Genomic DNA, 22985 nt, shown 5'->3' with positions numbered 1-22985 from the left:
GTCGTCGGATGGCGACTTCCTGTTGACGGCGCTGGTCGCACTACAGCGTCGCCAGTACGTCCCCGATCCAGTCGAGATTTCGCTCGGGGATGACACCGTACCCGTAGAACGACAGCGAGTCCGCGCCCGCGTCGACGGCCGCTTCGACCTGCTCGCGTAACTGTGCACGCGAGTGGACGATCGGATCGCCCGCGAGGATTCCTGCCCGCACGGGAGCGTCGACGAGCGACCGGGTCGTGTGAACGTCGTCCCGAACCACCGTCGGATCGGAGTGGTACGCGAGGACGGTGGCTTCATCCATGTACCGGGACATCCCCGAGAGATCCAGTCCGTGTTTCCACGAGTGTTCGACGCCCATCCGGTCGTCACCGAGGCCGCCCATCTTGAAGTAGTAGCCGAAGTCGGTGTCTCCGAGCACGTCGTCGAACGCCCCGAACAGGTCGGTCAACGTCTCGCGGCGGGCATCGGCGTAGGCGAACACCTCGGGGTGTTCCATGAGCCAACCCCCGACGTCCGTATCGTGGGCAATGTGGCCCTCGAATCGGTCTGTCAGTCCTGCGCGGGCCGACTGGCGGGCGCGTTCGACGTCGACTCCGGCTGCCCGGGCGTTGTCCTGACAGTGCTCGCAGAAACAGAGGCCAAAGAGGAACTCGGCCAGCCGTCCCAGCCGGTGGAAAAACTCCTGGTGGTGCCAGCCGTAGCCCGTCCCGTACTGGTAGTCCGCCAGTTCCATCTCGACGGTCTCGAAGACACCACGGTCGGCGAGGTCACCCGTCATCTCGATGCCGAACTCCTGTACGTCGGGGTTGGACGGACAGAGGCCGAACACGAGCGAGTCGCCAAAGGGCGAGGTAAGCGTGGCGTCGGGGTGGCGTTGCCCCTGCCGAGAGCTGTGGAACGTCGCACCCCACGAGTTCAGATCGACGGGGGTGCCCTCGAATCCGGCCGCGATCTCGGCCAGCCAGTCGTCTTCCCCCATCGTCTCGTTGACATCCGGTGTGATCTCGCCATAGCGGTCCCAGTCGGGCTGGAAGTACTCACTGGCGTCGGCGAAGAACGTCTTTCGCTCGGGGTTGTGGGGATTGAGCGTCTGCACGGAGTGCATCGTCGTCGCCAGATTCACCTCGTCGATGCCCAGCGCAGCGAGACGGCTGGCCGCCTGTGCCGGCCCCTCGTCGACGAGGTCCCACGGATGTGACCAGATGGCGGCGTTCACGCCGACCACCTCGCGTTCCCCTCGAAGGTCGTGTTTTGATCGGCTGGATAGATCGGTCGCGGAACGTGTTCGTAGGGGGCCTCCTCGACGCGCTGATTCGTATCGCCGGCAGTGAGGGCGAACAGCTTTCTGGCAGCGACCGCCTTCCACGCCGGACTGAGGTAGCCACTCTTGAGGACGACGACCCCGCGCTCGGCGATGTCGATGTCGAAATCCGCGAAGAAGTCGGGATCGCGGTGTAAGTTCGTCTTCGAGTCGGCGATGAAGATGTCGACACTGTCGGTCGCGAGGAGCGCAACGTCGGCTCTGTCGTACGCTTCGACCTGCTCGACCGTTCCCGTGAGTTCGAGACCACCCTCTCGGTCGACGAACTGCCCCAGTTCGAGGTCGACTGTCGCACCCACGCCGGCGTCTGCACAGGTGGCGTAGGCGTCGGCGTCTGCGTAGATCGCAGCGACCGGCCGTTCGAGGTCGTCACGCTCGATCAGTTGTTCGAGGAAGTCGACGGCGTCTTGACTGGCACCTGCACCGGGAATGTCGCCCGTTTCGGCGACGGCGACCGGACGCTCGGGTTCGTCGGCTGCGACCGTCAGTGCGTCCGCAGGAGCGTATGCCTCGGTGGTGAAGTCGAACTCACTCCGACGATCCCAGAACGCGGTCGCGAGGTCGGCCGCCGTCTCCGTGACCGTCTCGCGGGCGCTCGCGTCGCCGGTCACGAGTGCGTGACACCCGGCGTGGGGCGAGTCTGCCCAGGGAAAGCCAAGGAAGTAGTTGGCGTCGACGACACCCGGCCGCTCGTCGGCCGCCCGGAGTCGTTCGATCAACGTCTCCATCGGTTCGGCTTCCGTCTCCGAGCGTTCGCCAGCCAGTATCATCGGAATGGCCTCCCACGCCAGCGCCAGATCCAGTTCCCCGTGGAGGTGGTCGACGAGCATGTCGGCCGCTCGCTCGCCCGTCTCGACCACGTCGGTGTGCGGTGCGGTTCGGTAGCCTGCGACGCCGTCGAGCCTGTCGACGAGCCGTTCGGTGATGGTCGCGTGCATATCGAGGGCGGCAGTGACCGGGACGTCGTCGCCGACGGCCTCGCGAACCGTTTCGAGGATCGCACCCTCGGGGTCGGGTTCCCCGTCGACGTACATGGACCCGTGGAGGTCGAGACAGACACCGTCGACGTGCTCACCGTCGAGTCGGGCGGCCAGTTCCGAGCGCATCCACTCGAAGGCATCCGGCGTTACCGTGCCGGAGGGGATGTTTGCGGCCCCGACCGTCGGCACGACTTCTACGTCGGTCTCGCGGAGTCGGTCGACGATGCCGTCGAGCGACCGCTTCGCGGCGAAGGAATCGAGCAACGCGTCGCCGGTCGCGGTCTCGAAGTCTTCCAACGTCGTCGGTCGGTCTGTGAATGTGTTCGTCTCGTGGCTAAGAGTCGCTACTGCAACACGCATACCGGACCGACAGCGTCAGCGGTAAAAAATCTATGGGCACGTCTCGCAGTCCAGTGGTGGCGCTGGGTACAACTGCGCTCGTGTGCTACGCCGGTACCACCGCGTCGAACTCCTCGCGCCGGTCGCCGATGCGTTCGACGAGCGCCTCGCGTAATCGGCTCATGATCTCGGTGCGTTCGTCGGATCGGTCAACTGTCTCCAGTGGATCCGATTCGAGGTCGAACAGTAACTCGGCACCGGTCACCGGGTTCCAGACGTACTTCCAGCGAGAGCCGACGAGCGACTGGTAGGCATTGGTGTCGTGGTAGATCGGTCCGTGTTCGTGGTGATAGAGCGATCGGACTCCGTCGTCGGTTCCTGCCCCGCGTGCGACGGTCGAGAGGTCGACACCCTCCACACTGTCGGGAACCGCCACGTCACACAGCGAGAGCACTGTCGGCATGATGTCTTCGAGACCGACTGGCGAAGAGACGATGGACTGCTGGTCGACCCCTGGTATCTGGAGGAGCAACGGGACTCTGGCTGCCCCCTCGAAGGCGTAGCACTTGCGCCACAGCAGGTGATCGCCAAGCATGTCGCCGTGGTCGGCTGCGAAGACGACGATGGTGTTGTCTAGCTCGCCCGCACGGAACAGGTGTCTGAACAGCCGATTGATCTGGTGGTCGACGTGCGTCACGGAGCCGTAGTAGCCGACGCGGGCGGCGCGGTTGGCGTCCGTCGGCAGGTCCGCACACCACGCGTCGGTCCGCGGGTGGGTGGGGACGTGTTCCCGGTACTCCGCTTCGGACCACTCGCCGTGGGCGGGAGTGGGAATGTCATCGCGACGGTCGTAGCGGTCCCAGTAGTGCTGTGGCGGGTCGTATGGCTGGTGGGGACGGACGTACGACACCGTCAGAAAGAACGGGCGCGTCGGATCGCGTTTCTCGACGAACTCGACAGCGCGGTCGGTCGTCCAGTTCGTCGGATGCTGGGTCTCGGCCAAGTGCCACGGTCGAGCATCCCACGAGTTCCGGCCGATGCCGTGACTGATCTCGTCGGCGCGGCCGGTCGTCCGGTCGGCGAGCCACTCGTCGTAGTCGTCTTCGTCGCGTAGCCCGGCGTGCAGTTCCAGATGTTCGAACCCGAAGTGATTGCGCTGTGGGATGGCGTGTGTCTTCCCGACGAGCCGTGTCTGGTAGCCAGCGTCGGTCAGCGTCGCCGGCAGTGTCGTCTCGAAGTCCCACGGGTCTGTCGTCCAGTTCGGACAGCCGTTCGTCGCGGGGGTTTGCCCCGTCCAGAGACATCGCCGTGCGGGAATCGACGACGAAATCGGCGTGTAGGATCGGCGGAAATGCGTCCCCTTCCCGGCGAGTTCGTTGAGATTGGGCGTGTGGACGAGCGGGTCACCGTTCTCGGTACGCGGACAGGCAGGGTCGACACCGAGAGAGTCCCCTCGTTGCTGATCAGTGAGCACGAACAGCACGTTCGGCCGGTCGGTCGACATACACGGCCCCAGACAGCCAGTCATAATGAAGCCCCGGGAGCGACCGCCCCCTCGAAACGAGTGGCGCACCGGACGCTGGTCGGTCGGCACACTGCTGGCTGCCTGTTTCAGCTACTCGCCCCGGGGGTGGGCGAATCTCGTCACGGGCTTCCAGCCGGCAGTATCAGTCGTCCGCGGCTTCCTGCGGATTGGGTACCTCAGAGAGCGCGACTGTCGTGACGTGTTCGTCGACGGCCGATTCCGGGACCGACAGCGTGACGATGCCGTCTTCGACAGTCACCGGTACATCCTTGCCGGTCGCGACGGCCTCGGCTGCCGACAGATCGGACAGATCGGCGTGCTCGCCGAGCGCGAGCCGTTCCGACTCGTCCGGCTCGTCGAGGAAGTGGACGTAGAGGGTCATCTCCTTCCACGTGTACCGGATGCCGTGATTCACCGGGTCGTCGGGAAGCCCGTCCTCGGCCACCGACTCGTCAACCTCGTCCTCGGTCTCGGCGACGGGATCACGCCCCCAGGTGGCCCAGTAGGTCGTCCCGTAGATGGCCTCTCCGTTGTCGTCGAGCCACTCGCCGAGCGTCTCGATGGGGCGACGCTGGAGTTCCGGGATGGTGCCGTCGGCTTTCGGGCCGACGTTGATGAGGAGGTTCCCGTTCTTGCTGACGACGTCGACGAACATCGCGACGAGTTCGTTCCCGTCGAGGTGATCGTCCTCGTCCTCGGCGCGGTTGTAGCCAAAGGAGTAGCCGACGCCGCGGCACATCTCCCACTTGCCCTCGTTGATGTCGTCTAAGTGGTCGTACTCCGGGGTGACGAAGTCGCCGTGGTGACCCCACGACTCCCGTGCTGCGCGGTCGTTGACGGCGACTTCCTTGTCCCACTCCTCGGCCGCGCGCTCGTAGAAGTCGACGACGAGTTCCTGAGCGTTGAGCCGATCACCGTCGATCCGGGGCGTGTCGAACCAGAGCAGGTCGGGTTCGTACTTCCTGATGAGTTCGCGGTGTTTCGCGTTCATGAAGTCGACGTACTCCGGGCCGGGGACGGCGTCTTCGATGGTGGTCGCGTCGTAATCGGGGTGGCCGAACAGCCCGTCGAATCCGGGCTGGTAGTAGTTCTGATTGGCGTGATACGACGGCGCAAAGCGCAGCCCTTCCGCCCGAACTGCGTCACAGAGATCGCCGACGAGATCCCGCTCCGGCCCCATCTGGGCGGCGTTGTACTGCATGTAGTGGCTGTCCCACAGCGGGAAGCCGTCGTGGTGTTCGCCGGTCATGACGACGTATCTCGCACCCACGTCCGCGAAGAAGGACGCCCACTCCTCGGGATCCCAGTTCTCGGCGTCCCACATCTCGGCGAAGTCGAGATAGTCCACGTCGTCACCCCACTCGTCCTCGTGGTATTCGCTGATCTCGCTGTCCTCACGGTACATTCCGAAGGGGTACCACTCCGCGTAGCTCCCGACTGGTGCCCACCCGGGCACCGAGTACGGTCCCCAGTGGATGAAGATCCCGAGCTTTGCGTCTTCGAACCAGTCCGGGACCGGATGTTCGTCTATCGACTCCCATGTCGGATCGTACTGCTCACCCATACACCCCGAGCCACACCCACAGTACAAAAACGGTTTGGCTTCCCGGAACGGTTCGCCGGCAGGGTCGCCGGGGTCTCCACCAGACGAGACACCGAGATCCTACGCGTCGTCGGCCGTCTCGACCATCCGGCCGTACATCGCATCGAGCAGTTCGTTGTGCTCGGCGTCGTGGCCGTACTGCCAGCACATGATCCCACGGAGGGACTCCTCGCGGAGGTATTCGACCTTGTGACCGATCGATTCGGGATCGTCGTAGTTCATGAACTCCCCTTCGGCTTCGAGGTAGGGGGCTTTCGCTTCCTCGTCCCACTTTCTGGTGTAGGTGTCGTCGTCGCCGAACTCGGCCTGCATCTCCTCGTAGCCCATGCGTTCCGTGCCACGGCAGTAGAACCCACTGCCGATCACGATCTTTGCGCGGGGAACGCCGGCCTCGACGTACGTCTCGACGGTGTCGGCGACGCTGAAACGTGGGTTCAGCGACGACGTGTAGAGGTTCGTGTGGTGGCTCCGTTCGTTGAGGAGCATGTCGTAAGTCATCGCGTTGACGAGGTCGAGACGCTCGGCGACGGCCGGCAGGTCCACCCCGACGAGATGGCTCGGCAGATTGCTCAGTGCCGAGGTGAGCAGGTACTCGCGGCCGTCCTCGCGTCCGGCCTCGTCGAGGCGCTCGCGCAGGTGATCCAGGATCGCAGTGAAGTCGTCGGTCTCGTCTTCGTCCGGGAACTCCCAGTCGTAGTCGATGCCGTCGAGGTCGTGTTCGCGGATGAACTCGATGGCGCTATCTGCGAACCGATCACGGCTCTCCGGGGTCGCTGCGATGTCGGGGAACTCCGAACAGCGCCCCCAGCCACCGACCGAGACGATGACCTGCAGGTCGGGATTGTCCTCGCGGAGCGCGACCAGTTTGTCGATGTGTTCGGCGTCGTCGTCGATCACACCGTCCTCGATGTCCGCGAACGCGTAGTAGACGTGCGTGAGCTTCGATGCGGGGATGTCGACGTCCGGCAAGCAGCGGTCGGCGACGTACGCGCCGACTACGTCGTCCGATGCGAGCGTCTCCTGAGACTGGGCTGTCTCTGACATACGCCACCGTTACGCCAGACTCGTCTTAAATCTACGTGAAGCGGTGCCCCGGACCACGGGGGAACACGTATTTAGGTACTGCCTTCCGACCGTGTGCTATGGGCAGCGATACCGAGACTGTCGTCATCATGCAGCGTCTCGATCCCGACCGCGTCGACGAGTACGTCGAGAGCCACGAGAACGTGCCAGCGGCCGTGACCGAGGCGATGGAATCGGGCGGTGTCGAGGAGTTTCGTCTGTTCGTCGAGGGCGACGTTGCCGTCTGTGTCGTCGAAGCCGAATCGTTCGAGACCTATCAGGAGCGCTACGAGAGCGACGAGGCGTGTCTGGAGTGGGAGGCCCACGTCGACCAGTTCAAACGCTCGGGCGTCGATCCCGAGACGGGCGAGATGCCGACGATGGACGAGATCTGGTCGTTCACCAGCGACGAGTAGCCCCGCCGTCGCGGCCACGTCGCCCGAACGCGGCGAACAACACGACACGCCCGCGGTCGGCTCACACGCCGTGGACCTCGGTGAACGACCGAGAGCGGAGATACGCCTCGTCACGTGGGGAGAGGAAGTCGACACCGTCGAGCCACGAGAGGCACGCCTCGTAGCTTGCCCAGTCGTCCATCCACGGGTAATCTGAGCCGAGCATGAGTCGTTCGGGACCGAACCACTCCAGTAGCCGCCGCAGGTAGCTGTGCATATCCGCGTACGGCCAGGACTCGTCGGAAGACCGGGGCACCGAACTCACCTTGACTGCGACGTTGTCGGCCTCGGCGAGTGCCTCGAAATCGGTCCACGGGGCGGCGTCGGGCGCTGTCGTCTCGTCCGGCCACCCCAGATGGTCGATCACGAAAGTCACGTTCGGGTGCGATTCCACCAGCCGTGCCACGTCGCGCAGCTGCTGGGCTTTCGGAAAGACGAAGACGGCGGTGTCGAGTTCCGCAGCGGTCTCCCAGAACCCTGCGAGGGAGTCGTCGAGAAACCACGTCGCCGACCGGTCGAGCGTCGTCGGTGCGGGGGCGTACTCGAAAGCCGCGTGCAGGCGGACGCCCAGCATCCGGTCGTGGTCGACGACGCGTGCTACCTGCGCGCCGGGACCGGGTCGCTCGGGTCTGGGGAACAGGTCGATCAATCCGACGCCGTAGAGGCGGTCGGGAGACGCCTCGATGGCTCGCTTCGTGTACTCGTTGGCTCGCTCGCCGCGACCGTACAGTGGGGTCGTCACGACGACAGCCTCGTCGACGCCGGCTTGATCCATGTCCGCGACGAGGTCCTCGTGCGTGTACGGTCCCGTCCATCCCGGTGGCGTCACGTCCGGGTGTTGCCACGGCAATTCGGCGGTGTCCGCCCCCCATGCGTGGGTGTGCGTGTCGATCAGCATACGCCGCCGTTCAGGGCCGCGGGTGATGAATCTTTCCGGAGGGTTTAGGACGCCGGTCTCGCTACTGCACTGCTATGGTCGGCACAGCGACGTACGACTTCGAGGGAGTGTCAGCTATCGTCACCGGATCGACGAAAGGAATCGGCCGCAGCGTCGCCGCGGCGTTCGCCCAACACGACGCCAACGTGGTCGTCAACGCGCGTACCGAAAGCGAGGTCGCGGAGACGGCGGCCGAACTCGACGACCTCGGCGACGGCAGCGTCGTCGGTATCCCGGGCGACATGGCCGAACCGGACGATGTCGAGTTCCTCGTCGCGGAAGCCATCGCGGCGTTCGAACAGGTGGACGTACTCGTCAACAACGCGGCGGTCTGGCCGCGGGAGGAGTCGTTGCTCTCGGCCGACCTCGACGAGTGGGATCACACGATGGCGGTCAACGTCCGGTCACAGTTCTACTGTGCGACGCTCGTGGGCCAGCACATGGCACAGGCGGGCGTCGAGGGGTGCATCGTCAACGTCTCCAGTCAGACCGGCGACCGGCGGACCGGCGGGCGTGGGCTGTACGGCATCTCGAACACGGCGGTCAACGGACTCACGTGGCGTCTCGCCCACGACTTCGCGACCGAGGGGATCCGCGTCAACGCCGTCTCGACCGATGCCGTCGACACCTTTCAGCTTCGCAAAGAAGCTCGCGCCGTCGCCGAGACAGAGGACACGACTGTCGAGGCTGTCCTCGACGACTGGGGCCAGCAGCGCCCGCTCGGTCGCCTCGGCCGCCCGGACGATGTCGCTGACGGCGTGCTCTTTCTCTGCTCGGACCGGGCCGAGTACGTCGTCGGCGACATCCTGCGAATCGGTGGGGGCGGGAACCTGCAGTAGCGAGCGGCGACGAAAGTCACCCAGTTTTATTAGCCGCCGTGTGGCGGTGTGTGTATGGTCGAGATCACCAGTATCGAGAGTACCGAGTTCGCCTATCCGCTGCCAGACGTTGGGACGGACCGTCACGGATTCAATCTCGTGTACGAGCCGGGGACCACCACAGAGCGGAAACTGTTCGCGATCAAGGTCCACACCGACACGGGCATCACTGGTGAGTACGTCGGCGGCAACTCACCGGCGGCCGCTCAGTACAACATTATCGCCGACTATCTCGTCGGGAAGAACCCGCTCCACCGCGAGAAACACTGGTCGGAAGTCAAACGCGCGCTTCGAAAGTACGATCGGATGGGGATCGGTCCCATCGACATCGCGCTGTGGGACTTCGCCGGCAAGTATCACGACGCGCCGATTCACGAACTGCTTGGCACCTACCGGACGTCGATCCCGGCCTACGCGTCGACCTACCACGGCGACGAGAACGGTGGGCTGGACTCGCCCGAGGCGTTCGCGTCGTTCGCCGAAGCGTGTCTCGACCGTGGCTTTGGCGGCTTCAAGCTTCACGGCTGGGGCGGCGGCGACGGCGCTCGGGACGTCGACCGGGAGGCCGCCGCAGTTCGAGCGGTCGGCGAGCGTGTGGGCGACGAGATGGACCTGATGATGGACCCCGCCTGCGAGTACGAGACGTTCGGCGACGCCTTACAGGTCGGACGCGCCTGCGACGACGCCGGCTTCTTCTGGTACGAGGACCCGTACCGCGACGGCGGCATCTCTCAGCACAGCCACAACAAACTGGGCGAGCACCTCGATACTCCCATCCTCCAGACCGAACACGTCCGTGGTCTCGAACCGAAGACCGACTTCGTGGCGTCGGGCGCGACCGACTTCGTCCGGGCCGACCCCGAGTACGACGGCGGGATCACCGGCGCGATGAAGACCGCACGCATGGCGGAGTCCTTCGGTCTCGACGTGGAGTTCCACGCCCCGGGGCCGGCCCAGCGCCACTGCATCGCCGCCTGCCGGAACACCAACTACTACGAACTCGCGCTGGTCCACCCCGACTGTCAGAACACGCAGCCACCGGTGTACGAAGGGGACTACTCCGATATGCTCGACACCGTCGACGAGGACGGCCGTGTCTCTGTTCCCGACGGTCCGGGCCTCGGTGTCGAGTACGACTGGGACTACATCGAGACCAACGCGACCGGGAGCCTGCACGTCTACGACTGATACCGCCGGCCCTCTCTGCTGTGACCGATCTACTCGCGTACGAGGTCACGAACGGACAGCCGACAGTGCAACGCCCGCTCTCGCGGGCCGCTCGTCGATGCCCTAACCGTCAAAATAATATGTGACCCTTCGAATGTATCCAGTAAGCCCCTGTCCGTGGTACGCAATTACAGGGCAGTCAGGATTCGACTATGCAAACTCAGAGTCACCAGCAGTCGGGCAGTAGTGTCGCCGACCCCATCCTGGAGGTCAGAAACGCATCTGTCACGTTCGATATGGACCGCGGTGAGTCACGCGTCCTCGACGAGACGAACATGCACATCGACCGCGAGGAGGTCCTTGGCATCGTCGGGGAGAGTGGCTCGGGCAAGTCGATGTTCGCCTCGGCGTTGCTCGATGCGGTCGTCCAGCCCGGCCAACTCAGTGGCACCGTCCGCTACCACCCCGAAGACGGTGAGCCGGTCGACGTAACGTCGTTACCCGAAGATCAGCTCAAATCGTTCCGCTGGGAGCACATCTCGATGGTGTTCCAGGGCGCGATGTCATCGTTCAATCCGACCACGACCATCGAGACTCATTTCAAAGAGACGCTGCTGGCTCACGACACCGACGTGGAGGACGGTCTCGAACACGCACGGGAACTGCTCTCTGACCTCTATCTCGAACCCGACCGCGTACTGGAGTCGTACCCACACGAACTCTCCGGGGGCATGACCCAGCGTGCCCTCATCGCGCTGGCACTGGTGCTGGAACCCGAGGTGCTCGTCATGGACGAGCCGACGGCTGCACTGGACCTGCTCATGCAGCGGTCGATTCTCGAACTCCTCGAAGACCTCCAGTCGAAGTACGACCTCACGCTCGTGTTCATCACGCACGACCTCGCGCTGATCTCGGAGCTTGCAGACCGGCTGGCCGTGATGTACGCCTTCGACTTCGTCGAGGTCGGTCCGACCGAGGAGTTGCTCGACCACGCAGCCCACCCGTACACGCGGGCGTTACTCAATGCCGTCCCGAACCTCGAAGCCCCCATCGACAAGATGGAACCGATCGCCGGTGCTGCACCCGACCCGGTCAACGTCCCGGATGGCTGTCGCTACCATCCACGCTGCCCGCTGGCCGACTCGCAGTGTCGCGAGTCCGATCCGGGATTCTACGACGCGACCGACAGCCACGACGTGGCCTGTCACCACTGGGAAGAAGCACAGTCGGAGATCCCCTTCTCGCTGGACGACGGCCAGGACAGCGCAGCGTCGGCCGACGTGTCGGCGACGTGGTCAGACCACCGCGACGAGGACCCGCTCGTGTCGATGGATTCGATCGAGGTCCACTTCGGGGACGACGACGGACCACTGAGTGGGTTCTTCTCCGAATCCGAGACGGTCCGGGCCGTCGACGGTGTCGACCTCGACATCTACGAGAACGACGTCGTGGCGCTGGTCGGGGAATCTGGCTGTGGCAAGACCACGCTCGGCAAGACCGCAGTCGGTCTCCAGCGACCGACCGGCGGGGCCATCACCTACCGCGGGCAGGACATCTGGGAGGCAAAGGACGGGAAAGGTGACGTGTCGGTTCCCTTCGCCGACATCCGCCGTGCGCTCCAGATCATCCATCAGGACCCCGGCAGTGCGCTGAACCCCTACCACCGGGTCCAGACCACACTGGCCGAACCGATCAAACGCTGGTACCCGGAACTCGACAAACAAGAGCGCAACGCCCGCATCTACGGGATGCTCAAGACGGTCGGGATCACGCCGGCCGAGGACTACGCCGAGCGGTACCCCCACCAGCTTTCGGGTGGCGAACAGCAGCGTATCGCACTCATCCGCGCGCTGTTGATGAACCCCGACCTCATCCTCGCCGACGAGGCGATCAGCGCGCTTGACGTGTCCCTGCGCGTCGAGACGATGGACCTGATGCTCGAACTGCAGGACCGGTTCGACACGTCCTTCCTGTTTATCTCTCACGACCTCTCGAACGCCCGGTACCTCGCCGAGAAGGCCGACGGCCGAATCGGGATCATGTACCTCGGCGAACTCGTCGAGATCGGCCCGGTCGAGCAGATCCTCCAGAACCCGAAGCACCCCTACACCAAGGCACTGCGCTGGGCGACGCCCGACCTCGCCGGGAAAGACGAATCCGAGATGCCGATGCGAACCATCGACATTCCCGATCCCGTGAACCCGCCCAGTGGCTGTCGGTTCCACACGCGCTGTCCAGAGGCCCGTGAGGTCTGTGCCGAACAGACGCCCACGCTCGAAACGGACGACCACTGTGCGTCCTGCTTCAGGACGGACGACTCTCACGAGTACTGGGACAGTCCCTCCCTGACCGACGACGCGTAACACGGCGGAACTTTTATTGAGTCGTCTGTCGCACCTGCGTGTATGAGTTCGAATAGCGTTTCGAGCGAAGCGACTTCTCCGAACGTCGCCAGACGCGCCCTCGGGCACGTCTGGGAATCGCACCTCCTCCGCATCGCGATGCTGGGTCTCGTCCTCATCGTCCTCGGTGCGCTGGTCATCGACGGCGTGTTCGCGGGGATGTTCGGCATCTGGGGCGTCTCGGCCATACTCGTTGGCCTCGGTGGCTACCTCCTGTACAAGCTCTCGTACGAACCATAATGTATCGGGCGGGAATCATCGGTGCGGGCGGTATCGCCGGTCTCGGCATCCTCGGCATGCACGACGAGGGCGACATCGGTGAGAAGAAGGTCCGAGCGAGTCACGCCGGTGGCTACGAGGCCACCGAGGACATCGAACTCGTCGCCGTCGCGGACGTCGACGAGGAGAAACTCAAGACCTTCGGGGACGCGTGGGACGTTCCCCTCGGTCGTCGCTACACCAGCCACGAGTCGATGCTCGCCGCCGAAGACCTCGATGTCGTCTCCGTCTGTACGCCGTCGTATCTCCATCACGACCACGTTGTCGACGCCGCCAACGCGGCCGATCCACCCTCGGTTATCTGGTGTGAGAAGCCAATCGCCTCGCAGGTCGCGAACGCCCGGGCGATGATCGACGCGTGCGACCAGCGGGGCATCGACCTCGTCGTCAACCACTCCTTTCGGTTCACCGAGAAACTCCAGCGGTTGCGGACACTGTTGCAGGACGAGGCGATCATCGGCGACGTGCGGTCCGTCTCCGCGCAGTTCAGACAGGAATTGCTCCGTAACTCCACGCACGTGCTGGACACGCTGGCGTACCTCCTCGATCAGGAGATCAACACGGTGGCCGGCCACCTGACGGGAACGAACGGTGCGACGACCGCCCTCGACGCCGACGAGCGGGTGACCGACTCCGGCGGTGGGGGATTTCTCGTCACCGACGAGGACGTGTACGTGAACGTCGACTGTACGCTCGAACGGGACATCTCCTCGATGCACTTTCAGCTCATTGGGACCGAGGGGAAACTGTCCCTCAATAACGACGACGGCGAGTGGCGCTACTGGCGACTCGAAGACGGCACGCACGTCGAAGCGGACCTGCCCGGGATCGAAGACGCGTGGTCGTGGGACGAGGACTACCAGTCGGCCTTTCCCAACGCGGCGCGCCACGTCAGCGATCTGCTGTCGGGTACGACGACGAACCACTCGCCCGGGTCCGACGCGATCAAATCGCTGGAAGTGATCATCGGCCTGTACGTCTCACACAACACCGAGAGCATCGTCTCGCTGCCCCTGGAGCGCCCACTCGAAGACGTGACGGTCACCTCGTGGTGACGAACTGACTTCCGACACTCGACAGTTCGGGGTTCGACCACGCTAGTTCTTCGAAAGAGAACAACTGTTTTTTAACATGGGACTGTAGGCCGTCTCATGCCGGACGGTCCAAAAGCGACGTACCCGATCAAGGCTGCACAGACCTCCTATCGCGTCCTCGAAGCACTGGAAGAACTCAACGGGGCCGGCGTCTCCGAACTCGCTGCGGAGACCGACCTCCCGAAAAGTAGCGTCCACAACCATCTGAGCACGCTCCGCGAGATGGAGTACGTCGCGAAGGAGGGGTCGACGTACCGTATCAGCCTCAAGTTCCTCAGCCTCGGGACCCACGCTCGGTCCCGTCGGCAAGTCTACGAAGTCTCCAAGTCAGAGGTCGACGAACTCGCCGAGGACACCGGTGAGCTGGCGAACCTCATGGTCGAGGAGCACGGGCGCGGCGTCTACATCTACAGCCGACACGGCGACGACGCCGTCAACGTCGACGCACGTATCGGCCACAGCGTCTATCTCCACAGCACTGCGCTGGGCAAGGCGATCCTGGCCCACCGCGACCGTGACGAAGTGGAGGCGATCCTCGACAGGCACGGCATGCCGAGTATGACCGACGAGACGATCCAGCGCCGCGACACCCTTTTCGACGAACTGGAGACCATCCGAGAGCAGGGCATCGCATTCGACCGGCAGGAGCGTCTCGAAGGCCTCCACTGCGTCGCCGCACCGGTCCTCGACAAAGACGGGACTGTCAGAGGGGCGATCAGCGTCTCTGGGCCGGTCAACCGCCTCAACGGAGAGCGTTACGAGGAGGAGATCCCGAGCCTGCTGCGCAAAGCAGTCAACGTGATCGAACTGAACATGGCGTACTCGTAACCGTGTCACGACGTGATTCGTTTCCACGATTCCTGCTGAAGTACGTCTGTAGCCAGAAGCGCGGCATCGCAGCGCTGTTTGGCTTCTTTGCAGTCGCACTCGTACTCCTCGCCGTTTCGGTCTCAGTGACGGAACCCGGGAGTGCGAACCACGTTCTCGCCGTTCTCAACCTCTTCGGTATCGGACTCCTCGAAGGGCTGCTCGTCGTCCTCATCCTCGCCTGTTGGTCGATCACCGGAAACGACCCCGTCGAGTGACTGTCCGACGACCCTCGCAGCGTCGGTTCTGGATTGCACTATCTGGTCGAACGGAGAATCTGCAATGCTGAACGCAATTCTTTGCTGCTGAACGCGCTCGCTTGCACTCACCAACTGAGTCTAACAAACGTACCTTTGTCACACACCGCGATTGGGAATAGCCGGACCTCCGAAAACGCCTATATCAGGCTCTCTGTCGGGTTATTCCACTCAGACGAATCCACGCCAGACAGTACCGTCGCTAGACGGATGTCTGAAACACAGTAATCAACCGTGAAGGTCTGCAAAAAAGCGTGAATATGTACCACGGTGACGAAACGAGCCGAACAGCCGAAGGTGAGTTCTATAATGAATAATCAAATTCTTTGTAGCTGAACATTCCTGCTGTGGTGTCGTTACTCTTCCTAACAAAAGTACGTTTGTTATTGAGGGTTTTCTCGGATGCCTTACCTCATGATATCGGCAGCACGAGGTCGTCTAACGTGGTATTCAGCAACACATAACGAATCTCTCGTGTCGCCTGCTGGAACCGACTCCAGCCGTGGCGACACTGCGAACCACTGCCGTCGATTCGCGCTGACCGCGACAGATCGTCGCAAGCGACTGGACTGTGGATTCGTTGTATCCTGATGATGAAAAGTTATAAATAGTCGAGGTAACTGGGGTGTGATATGGTGGCAAACAGAGACCGCCAGGAGAGTGGAGAGTACAGTAAACATCCCGTCTCGCGCCGTCATCTACTCGCTATGACTGCCGGTGGCGCTGCAGCTCTCGCGGGCTGTAGCGGCGATGGGACGACAACCACGTCGGGCGACGGCAGCGGCGACTCGTCGACTGATAGCAGCGGCGATACGTCGACGCCAGCCCCGGACGCCGAACCACGTGATCCCGAACTGGTCAGGAAGATCGGACGGATTCCGACCGACGTGAACTGGAACATCTTCGGTCCGGACTTACCGTGGAACCTTGCGCGAGGCCTGTACCACGTGACCCGGCCCAAGCAGCTGTGGGTCCTCGACGACTGGTCGTACGACTCCGACAAGCAAGTCGAGACGTGGACGTTCCCGGACAATTTGACGTGGTGGAACGGCGATCAGGTGATCGCAGAACACCAGTACATCTCTGACGAGATTTCGCGACTCCAGAATCCCGAAGGGAGTTCGATGAAGCGTGTCTGGACCGAAGACGACCGGACGCTCAAACGGAAGTACAAGAAGCCACAGAACCCGACCATCCTCAAGGAGAGTTCCACCGGAACTTTCCTCGCCGCCCATCCGAGCCTCTACCAGGAGTGGCTGGAGAAGTACCAGGACGCGTCGGGCCAGTCGGGTCGTGACTCCGTCACGCAGGAGCTCGAAAAGTTCAAAGTGACGAGCACCGAGGTCCTCGAAAACGGCCTCGGAAACGGCCCCTACGAGCTGACAGAAGCCAACAATCAGGCCATGGTGTTCGAGGCCCGTAAGGATCATCCGTGGTATCAGGACAACCAGATCGAGACCTACCGCGTCCGGGCCATCAAGGAAGGCGGGGACATCATCAAGAAGCAGGACAAGCTGGATCTCGGCCGCGGGCTGTTGAAGCCCTCTTTCACCGGTCCAGACCACCTGAAGAATATCACGGAGAGCCGATCCGTTCAGCTCCGCAAGGTGGCGTTCAACCACAAGAACAAGCACTTCAAGAAGCGGAAAGTCCGGCAGGCGATGGCCCATCTGATCGACTGGAACAGCATCATCGCGAACCAGGAGCCACAGGCCGCCGCGGTCCCCAAGCAGACGGGGATGGGCAAGCGGATGGCAAAGAACTGGCTCGGCGACGATCTGTACAGCAAGATGGCAGACTACCCGATCGCTGCCGATCCTGAGGGCGCGACGGAGTACCTGAACGAGGCTGGCTACAGCAAGCAAGGCGGGGAGTGGGTCGACCCCGAAGGCAAGACCGTCTCGTTCAACACGCTCTCGATCAACTGGGGCGCATTCACCAAAGGCGCGCGCACGGTCAACTCGCAGCTGGACCAGTTCGGCTTCGACATGAACTTCGAAGGCGTCTCCGGCGGTGTCTACTACAAGCGTGCCAGAAACCAGATGGACTACGACCTGACTTTCTTCTTCCACAACAACTTCCTGAACCACCCGATCTCCTACTTCCGATCGAGCCAGATCGGCGGGATGCGTCTCGCGAATCTCGAAAACTACGGGACCGAACTCCCGAAGTGGCTCGACGAGGGCAAGGAGCGATCCCCGTTCAACGGGATGCCCCTCAAGCCGAAGATTCCGACGGAGCCGGGTGCCAAGGAGATTTCCGGCGACGGCAAGGAGATCAACCTCTGGGAACTGTACGACGAGACGCTGAGCGCAGAATCCGAAGCACAGACGCGCGAGAACATCCGCCTGCTCTCCCGGTACTGGAACTACGATCTGCCCCACCTCGTCATCCTCCAGCCGAAAGCCGGCTTCTGGGGTGACACGAAAGACTTCAACATGCCGGTCGGCGACGAGACCTACGAGATCTACGCCGGCATGCACGCGGCACTCAAGCGAGGGGCGATCAAATACAAGTACAAGTAAGGCTGCTCGACCTCACCGCACCTGTCTGCCCCCAGTCCACTTTTCGCTTTCACACGGTTTCGTTCGTTACTCCGACGCTGCACGCTATTTAGCCCACAGTGGCGACGATGTCGCTACGACACTATGAGACCACTCGTCTGGCCGCCTGTGATCCCGATTGCCGTGTCGGGAGTCGCTTCGGTCGTGAGAGCGAAGCGTCGTCGTGGTAGTCCGGTCGCAGTGTGTTCGACAATGAGCGCAAAATGGCGAGGAGTCTCACCCTCTCGGCTGTACCTTCGTCAAAAGATTCGCTGTATTGGTGTGGCGAGGCCCAAGAGAGTTACAGGGACAGTCTCAGTCCATCTTCGCCGTCGCCGTCTCCTCGCCGGCCGTATCGGAGTGACGGGCCCGAATACGGGGGTTGAACAGTCGGTCCATCCCCTGTGAGAGCAGAATGAGGCCGATCGAGAACACCGAGATGGTCAGCATCGGCCAGATCATCCAGTGGATCCGACCGAGATTGCTCAACACGCCGCTGGTCTGGTAGGCCTCGTTCATGATGACGCCCCAGTTGGCCGCGGTAAACGGCAGGATTCCGAGGAAGTACAGCCCGACGGACTCGAAGATGACGCCCCGTGCCGCGTTGGCTGCGTTGATCGTGATGTAGGGCATCAACTGCTTTGTCACGTCTTTGCGAAGGATGTGTGGTGAGGACATCCCCATCGCTCTGGACGCCTCCACGTAGGACTCGTGGCGGATCGAGAGGACCTGTGACCTGAGGGTCCGGGCGAGACCGGGCCAGTTGTCGATGCCCAGCAACAGGCCGACGACGAAGGGTCGCTCCGGGGTGAAGACCGCGGCGATGACGAGGATCAGGGGAAGCCCCGGAATCGTCAGCACCATGTCGGTCACGAACATCAGGATGTTGTCGATCCTGCCACCCTTGTAGCCGGCCGTGACGCCGATGACCGTCGCGAGCACCATCGAGATGACGGCCCCTGCGATGACGATTTCGAGAACGGCCGGGGTCGCGTGGATCAGTTGCTTCCCGATTGGCTTGCCATAGCCGTCCGTCCCGAGTGGTACTGCCCAGTTTGTAAACGGCGGGACGTATCGCGGCGCTTCGTTGAACTCCGGTCTGGGCACGACCGAGACACCGACTGTCCCGATGAGGGCAAACGCAAGCAGGATCGAGATCCCGACCCTGGTTCGGAGGTCCCCCCAGATGATCCTGAACGGGGTTCGGATCGAGTCTTCGAGGAACCGGTCGAATCGTTCTTTCCGCGAGAGCGGTTCCGTGCTCTCGTCGGCGATGTCGCCGAGAAAGTCGGCTGCCGATCCCGAGTCAGAACGACTCATCTTCGCCTCCCGATTCGATTCGTGGGTCGATGAGACTGTATGTCATGTCTGCGATCGTGATGCCGGCGAGTGTGATCGTCGTGAAGAAGATGAACGATCCCAACAGGAGTGGGTAATCCCGATTCTCCAGTGCACCGAACGTGTACCAGCCCACGCCCGGATACGTGAAGATCTGTTCCATGATGACGCTGCTGGAGAAGATGCCCGCCAGCCCGATCATCAGCCCGGTGTACATCGGGAGGATGGCGTTTTTCCCGACGTAGCGGGCCGCGATGAGCCGACTACTGAGTCCTCGAAGCCGGGCCGAGCGGACGTAGTCCTCTCCGAGGATGCGGACGCTGTTGCCCCGCATTCCCAGTGCCCCACCCCCGAATCCGACGACGAAGCCGGTGAATATCGGGAGGATGGAGTGGTGGACGACGCTCACCATGAAATCGAGATTGAATCCCGGTGTCGTCGCTGGCCCGTATCGCCCGGCGATCGGGAACCACCCTAGCTGGTACGAGAAGACGATGAGCATGAAGATGGCCGCCGCGTAGTAGGGGACGGAGTTGGCGGCGACGATGATGCCGGTCATCCCCGAGTCGAACCGTGACCCCTCGCGATAGGCCATGAACGCGCCGATGAAGACGTTCGTCGAGAACCCGAGCACGAGTCCGTAGACGCTCACGTAGATCGACCACGGCATCGCCTTGAACAGGATGTCGAACACCGGTTCGTTCTGCCAGATCGACTTCCCGAAGTCCTGGTAGAGGACGATGTCTTTGATGTAGTTGAAATACTGGACGTACAGCGGTGCGTCGGGCTGGAAGCCCGTGTACAGCTCGATGAGTCTGTTCACCTCCTGCATGTTCGCCTGCCCGGTGCCCTGATTCGCCATGTCCTGTAGCAACTGCTGGCGCATCAACTCTAGTGGCCCACCGGGGAGCAAGCGGTACATGAAGAACGTGATCGTCACGACTACGAACAACGTCAGCACTGATTGGCCGATTCGCTTGGCATAATACCGCATACGACGTTGTTTGCAAACCCTCTATATATAATTTGCGCAGCAGTATCGTGGCGCGCTCCCCGAGATTTGCTGTGGCCTGCGTTCGAGCGCATCTGACAGCAGACAGCTGAACTGCCTCCCGGCGACAGTCGTCCGTCTCACCCAACGACGTGGATTCGATTGTCGTAGCGGGTCTGCTGGGAATCCGTCTTGACGCAACTGGTCGCAACGACCGCGTTCCCGACGACGGCGGGGGAAGCAAACTGGCTCGAAAACGTGTTCGTCGTGTCGACTCGCCACAGCGTTTCGCCCGACGCCGGGTCGATGCCCTGTAGATTGACGCCGCCGACGTACAGGGTCTCGCCGTCGAACGCCGTTGTCTCGTAGGTGAGTCCGACGTTGCGGTGCCAGTCGACGGTCCCCTCGGCGGCGTCGACGGCGTACAGCCCGCCGGTCACACTACCGACGTAGACGGTGTCGTGGCCGATCGTCGGCGTCGTCCAGAGCTGTCCTTCGAGCGGGGCTGTCCACTGCTCGCGTTGCGCCGTGAGATCGATTGCGTGGAGGCGACCGCTGTTGTCGCCGAAGTACGCGACCCCGTCCGTCACTGCTGGAGCCGAGCGACTCGCGACGGTGTCGATATCGAGGTGCCACTGCTCGGTGCCCGTGGCGCGATCGAGGGCGAACAGCGTCGACTGCTCTTGCTCTGTACACGTCGCGAGGTAGAGGACCGTCTCGTCGAGGACGGTCGGGGGCGACCAGACTGCATCCGAGGGCTGGCAGTCTCGCCCGTGGTGCCATTGCTCGGTCCCGTCGTCCGCTGCGAAGGCCCGAATCGAAGTCTCTGTTTCTCGCGTGCGCGCGTAAACCGTTCCATCTGCGTACACCGGGGCCGAGACGACCTGCAAGGGCTGGTGCCACTCGGTGTCGCCGCCGTCGCGGTCGAAGCCGTACAGGCCGGCCTCTTCCCCGCGGACCGTCACGTAGACGCGGCCGTCACCGAGCGCTGGCGAGAAGCGATTGGCGCGGCTGAGCGTCCGGGACCACTCGACTGCGCCGGTCGCGACATCGAGTGCTTCCACGGAGCGGCCACAGCCGACGTACGCGATACCGTCGGCAATCGCCGGTGTCCCGAGGATGTCACCCTGATCTTCGGCACAGGTGTGTGACCACTGCTGTGTGGCGTCGGATCGCGGTCCGTCCGCCTCGGAACTGTGGCTCGTGTGGCGCGAATCACAGCCGAACATTCCCCATCCGGTGTCGATGGACAGGTCGGTCGTCGGCTCGCTCGTTTGCTCAGTGTCGTCCGTTCGGGTCGATCGATCGGTCGGAGTCTCGGTCGTCGTCGCTGACGGTGCCGAACAGCCGGCCACCAGCGTACTCCCGACGACGGCCAGCACGCTCCGACGATCGACCCGTGTGCTGTCGTCAGTCACTGCTGGCTGTTCGGCGACCGCTCGCTTAAACGTTTGTCTGGCTGGCGCGCCGTCAGGGGCCGCCCGTGTGGGTGACGAACATTTTTTACCCGGCTGCCCGCACAGGTCTGTATGGTTGCATACGAGCCGACGTGGGAGTCACTGGAACAGCACGAACTACCGGCGTGGTACGACGACGCGAAACTCGGGATCTTCATCCACTGGGGGGCGTACTCCGTCCCCGCGTGGGCACCCGTCACCGACGACGGGGAGGTCAGCGAGTCCGGATACGCCGAGTGGTACGTCAGAGGGATGTACGACGAGGACAGCGACGTGTACGACTACCACTGCTCGACGTACGGCCAACAGGTCGAGTACACCGACTTTCTGGAGCAGTGGAGCGCCGACGGCTGGGACCCGGACCGCTGGGCGACCTTCTTCGACGAGGAGGTCGGTGCGCGCTACGTCGTCCTGACCGCGGAACACCACGATGGCATCCAGCTGTGGGACAGCGATGTGACCGACTGGACGACCGTCGAGCGCGGTCCCAATCGGGACATCGTCGGCGAACTCGGATCGGCCGTCCGTGACCGTGACATGAAGTTCGCCGGCTCCTTTCACGCCCTCCTGAACTTCTTCGATCCGAACAACCCCGGCCTGTTCGGTCACCCGGACATCGACGACGAGGGCCACCCCGGCCCGGAGTATATCGAGTTCATGAACGAGAAACTGACCGAACTCATCGACGAGACACGGCCGGATCTCCTCTGGCTCGACGGCAACTGGAAGGCCGAGACCGAGGAGTACGGGACCAAAGAGACGGTCGCATACTACTACGAGCAGGCGGCCGAGGAGTGGGACAAGGAAGTCGCCGTCAACGACCGTCTCGGTGCGGGCGAAGAGCAGACCCACGGCGACTTCTACACGCCGGAGTACGAGACGTTCGACGAGATACAGGAACACAAGTGGGAAGCGACGCGCGGACTCGGAGGGTCGTTCGGGTACAACCGCAACGAACCAGAGCACCACTATCTCTCGGTCGACGAACTCGTCCACTCGTTCGTCGACATCGTCTCGAAGAACGGCAATCTCCTCATCAACGTCGGCCCGCGAGCCGACGGCACCATCCCGGCGATCCAGAAAGAACGCCTGCGGGGGCTGGGCGAGTGGCTCGCAGTCAACGGCGAGGCCATCTTCGGGACCACCTACTGGGAGCAGGCCGAGGACAGCGTCGCTTCCAGCACCGACGTGCGCTACACCTGGAAAGATGGGACACTCTACGCGACGCTGTTCGACTGGGCAATCGGTGAGCAGACGCTGCTGGAGACCGGCCCCGACGTGACACCGTCTTCGGTGTCGCTCCTGACGGCGTCCGGCAAAGAGCCGGTCGACTGGAAGCACGAGGACGGGGCGGTCACCATCGATTTCGACGCCAATCCGCCGGCCGACCATCCGGGCGTGGCGTACACGCTCGCGCTGCAGGACGTGGCGAACTCGGCATCGTCGTCCTGATTCCCCCAGTTGGTTTCGGTCGACCACCCCGAGTGCCG

The 22985-nt window shown here is 63.1% G+C and carries 19 protein-coding genes; 10 read left to right on the top strand and 9 right to left on the bottom strand.

The genetic code is table 11. The features are described 5' to 3' along the window. Positions 1–40: 40 nt before the first annotated feature. From AC5FRW_RS13520 to AC5FRW_RS13500, 5 genes are all read right to left on the bottom strand, one after another. Entirely contained in the window at positions 41–1216 is a 1176-nt protein-coding gene (locus AC5FRW_RS13520) for a hypothetical protein (protein ID WP_493568984.1), read from the bottom strand. Continuing rightward, positions 1213–2661, bottom strand: a complete 1449-nt coding sequence (locus tag AC5FRW_RS13515; protein WP_493568983.1) for a M81 family metallopeptidase — start codon at positions 2659–2661, stop codon at positions 1213–1215. Before AC5FRW_RS13515 ends, AC5FRW_RS13520 begins: the two co-directional genes overlap by 4 nt. 85 nt (positions 2662–2746) lie before the next feature. Continuing rightward, positions 2747–4144 carry a sulfatase-like hydrolase/transferase gene (locus AC5FRW_RS13510; protein WP_493568982.1) on the bottom strand — a complete coding sequence of 466 codons (1398 nt, stop codon included), beginning with the start codon at positions 4142–4144 and terminating at the stop codon, positions 2747–2749. Between the two features lie 163 nt (positions 4145–4307). Next, the gene (locus tag AC5FRW_RS13505; RefSeq protein ID WP_493568981.1) at positions 4308–5729 is read right to left on the bottom strand and encodes an alpha-L-fucosidase; all 1422 of its coding nucleotides are present in this window, start codon (positions 5727–5729) and stop codon (positions 4308–4310) included. Between the two features lie 99 nt (positions 5730–5828). After that, positions 5829–6812: a glycoside hydrolase family 18 protein gene (locus AC5FRW_RS13500; RefSeq protein WP_493568980.1), complete on the bottom strand. Its 984-nt coding sequence runs from the start codon at positions 6810–6812 to the stop codon at positions 5829–5831. 98 nt (positions 6813–6910) lie between these two features. Between AC5FRW_RS13500 and AC5FRW_RS13495 the strand changes: the two genes are divergently transcribed. Next, complete coding sequence (locus tag AC5FRW_RS13495; RefSeq protein WP_493568979.1) at positions 6911–7246, top strand: L-rhamnose mutarotase; 336 nt, start codon at positions 6911–6913, stop codon at positions 7244–7246. A gap of 61 nt (positions 7247–7307) precedes the next feature. On the opposite strand, the gene AC5FRW_RS13490 is transcribed toward AC5FRW_RS13495, so the two are convergent. Next, positions 7308–8183 carry an amidohydrolase family protein gene (locus tag AC5FRW_RS13490; RefSeq protein ID WP_493568978.1) on the bottom strand — a complete coding sequence of 292 codons (876 nt, stop codon included), beginning with the start codon at positions 8181–8183 and terminating at the stop codon, positions 7308–7310. Positions 8184–8257: 74 nt separating this feature from the next. Here AC5FRW_RS13490 and AC5FRW_RS13485 point away from each other — a divergent pair, with 74 nt between their 5' ends. The 8 genes from AC5FRW_RS13485 (at position 8258) to AC5FRW_RS13450 (ending at position 17691) form a co-directional block, all read left to right on the top strand. Next, complete coding sequence (locus tag AC5FRW_RS13485) at positions 8258–9061, top strand: SDR family NAD(P)-dependent oxidoreductase (RefSeq protein ID WP_493568977.1); 804 nt, start codon at positions 8258–8260, stop codon at positions 9059–9061. Positions 9062–9115: 54 nt separating this feature from the next. Next, entirely contained in the window at positions 9116–10288 is a 1173-nt protein-coding gene (locus AC5FRW_RS13480) for a mandelate racemase family protein (RefSeq protein ID WP_493568976.1), read from the top strand. A gap of 191 nt (positions 10289–10479) precedes the next feature. After that, positions 10480–12630: an ABC transporter ATP-binding protein gene (locus tag AC5FRW_RS13475; protein WP_493568975.1), complete on the top strand. Its 2151-nt coding sequence runs from the start codon at positions 10480–10482 to the stop codon at positions 12628–12630. Positions 12631–12672: 42 nt separating this feature from the next. Next, complete coding sequence (locus AC5FRW_RS13470; RefSeq protein ID WP_493568974.1) at positions 12673–12909, top strand: hypothetical protein; 237 nt, start codon at positions 12673–12675, stop codon at positions 12907–12909. Continuing rightward, complete coding sequence (locus tag AC5FRW_RS13465; protein ID WP_493569013.1) at positions 12906–14003, top strand: Gfo/Idh/MocA family protein; 1098 nt, start codon at positions 12906–12908, stop codon at positions 14001–14003. The genes AC5FRW_RS13470 and AC5FRW_RS13465 overlap by 4 nt, the downstream gene beginning before the upstream one ends. 96 nt (positions 14004–14099) lie before the next feature. After that, positions 14100–14870, top strand: coding sequence for an IclR family transcriptional regulator (locus tag AC5FRW_RS13460; protein WP_493568973.1), 771 nt, complete (start codon positions 14100–14102; stop codon positions 14868–14870). A 2-nt stretch (positions 14871–14872) separates the two neighbouring features. Then, positions 14873–15127 (top strand): hypothetical protein, encoded by a 255-nt coding sequence (locus AC5FRW_RS13455; protein WP_493568972.1) that lies wholly within the window; start codon positions 14873–14875, stop codon positions 15125–15127. A gap of 671 nt (positions 15128–15798) precedes the next feature. Further along, positions 15799–17691, top strand: coding sequence for an ABC transporter substrate-binding protein (locus tag AC5FRW_RS13450; protein ID WP_493568971.1), 1893 nt, complete (start codon positions 15799–15801; stop codon positions 17689–17691). 333 nt (positions 17692–18024) lie between these two features. Here AC5FRW_RS13450 and AC5FRW_RS13445 read toward each other — a convergent pair whose 3' ends face one another. The 3 genes from AC5FRW_RS13445 to AC5FRW_RS13435 all read right to left on the bottom strand — a co-directional run bounded on the left by AC5FRW_RS13445 (position 18025) and on the right by AC5FRW_RS13435 (position 21456). Beyond that, positions 18025–19029 carry an ABC transporter permease gene (locus tag AC5FRW_RS13445; protein ID WP_493568970.1) on the bottom strand — a complete coding sequence of 335 codons (1005 nt, stop codon included), beginning with the start codon at positions 19027–19029 and terminating at the stop codon, positions 18025–18027. Continuing rightward, positions 19016–20041: an ABC transporter permease gene (locus tag AC5FRW_RS13440; RefSeq protein ID WP_493568969.1), complete on the bottom strand. Its 1026-nt coding sequence runs from the start codon at positions 20039–20041 to the stop codon at positions 19016–19018. The genes AC5FRW_RS13445 and AC5FRW_RS13440 overlap by 14 nt, the downstream gene beginning before the upstream one ends. Positions 20042–20178: 137 nt before the next feature. Further along, positions 20179–21456: an outer membrane protein assembly factor BamB family protein gene (locus tag AC5FRW_RS13435; protein ID WP_493568968.1), complete on the bottom strand. Its 1278-nt coding sequence runs from the start codon at positions 21454–21456 to the stop codon at positions 20179–20181. Between the two features lie 111 nt (positions 21457–21567). Between AC5FRW_RS13435 and AC5FRW_RS13430 the strand changes: the two genes are divergently transcribed. After that, positions 21568–22947: an alpha-L-fucosidase gene (locus AC5FRW_RS13430; RefSeq protein ID WP_493568967.1), complete on the top strand. Its 1380-nt coding sequence runs from the start codon at positions 21568–21570 to the stop codon at positions 22945–22947. Positions 22948–22985: the final 38 nt, after the last annotated feature.

The sequence above is a fragment of the Halomicrobium sp. HArcht3-1 genome (assembly GCF_058933345.1).
This window is presented reverse-complemented; position numbering and strand designations above follow the sequence as displayed.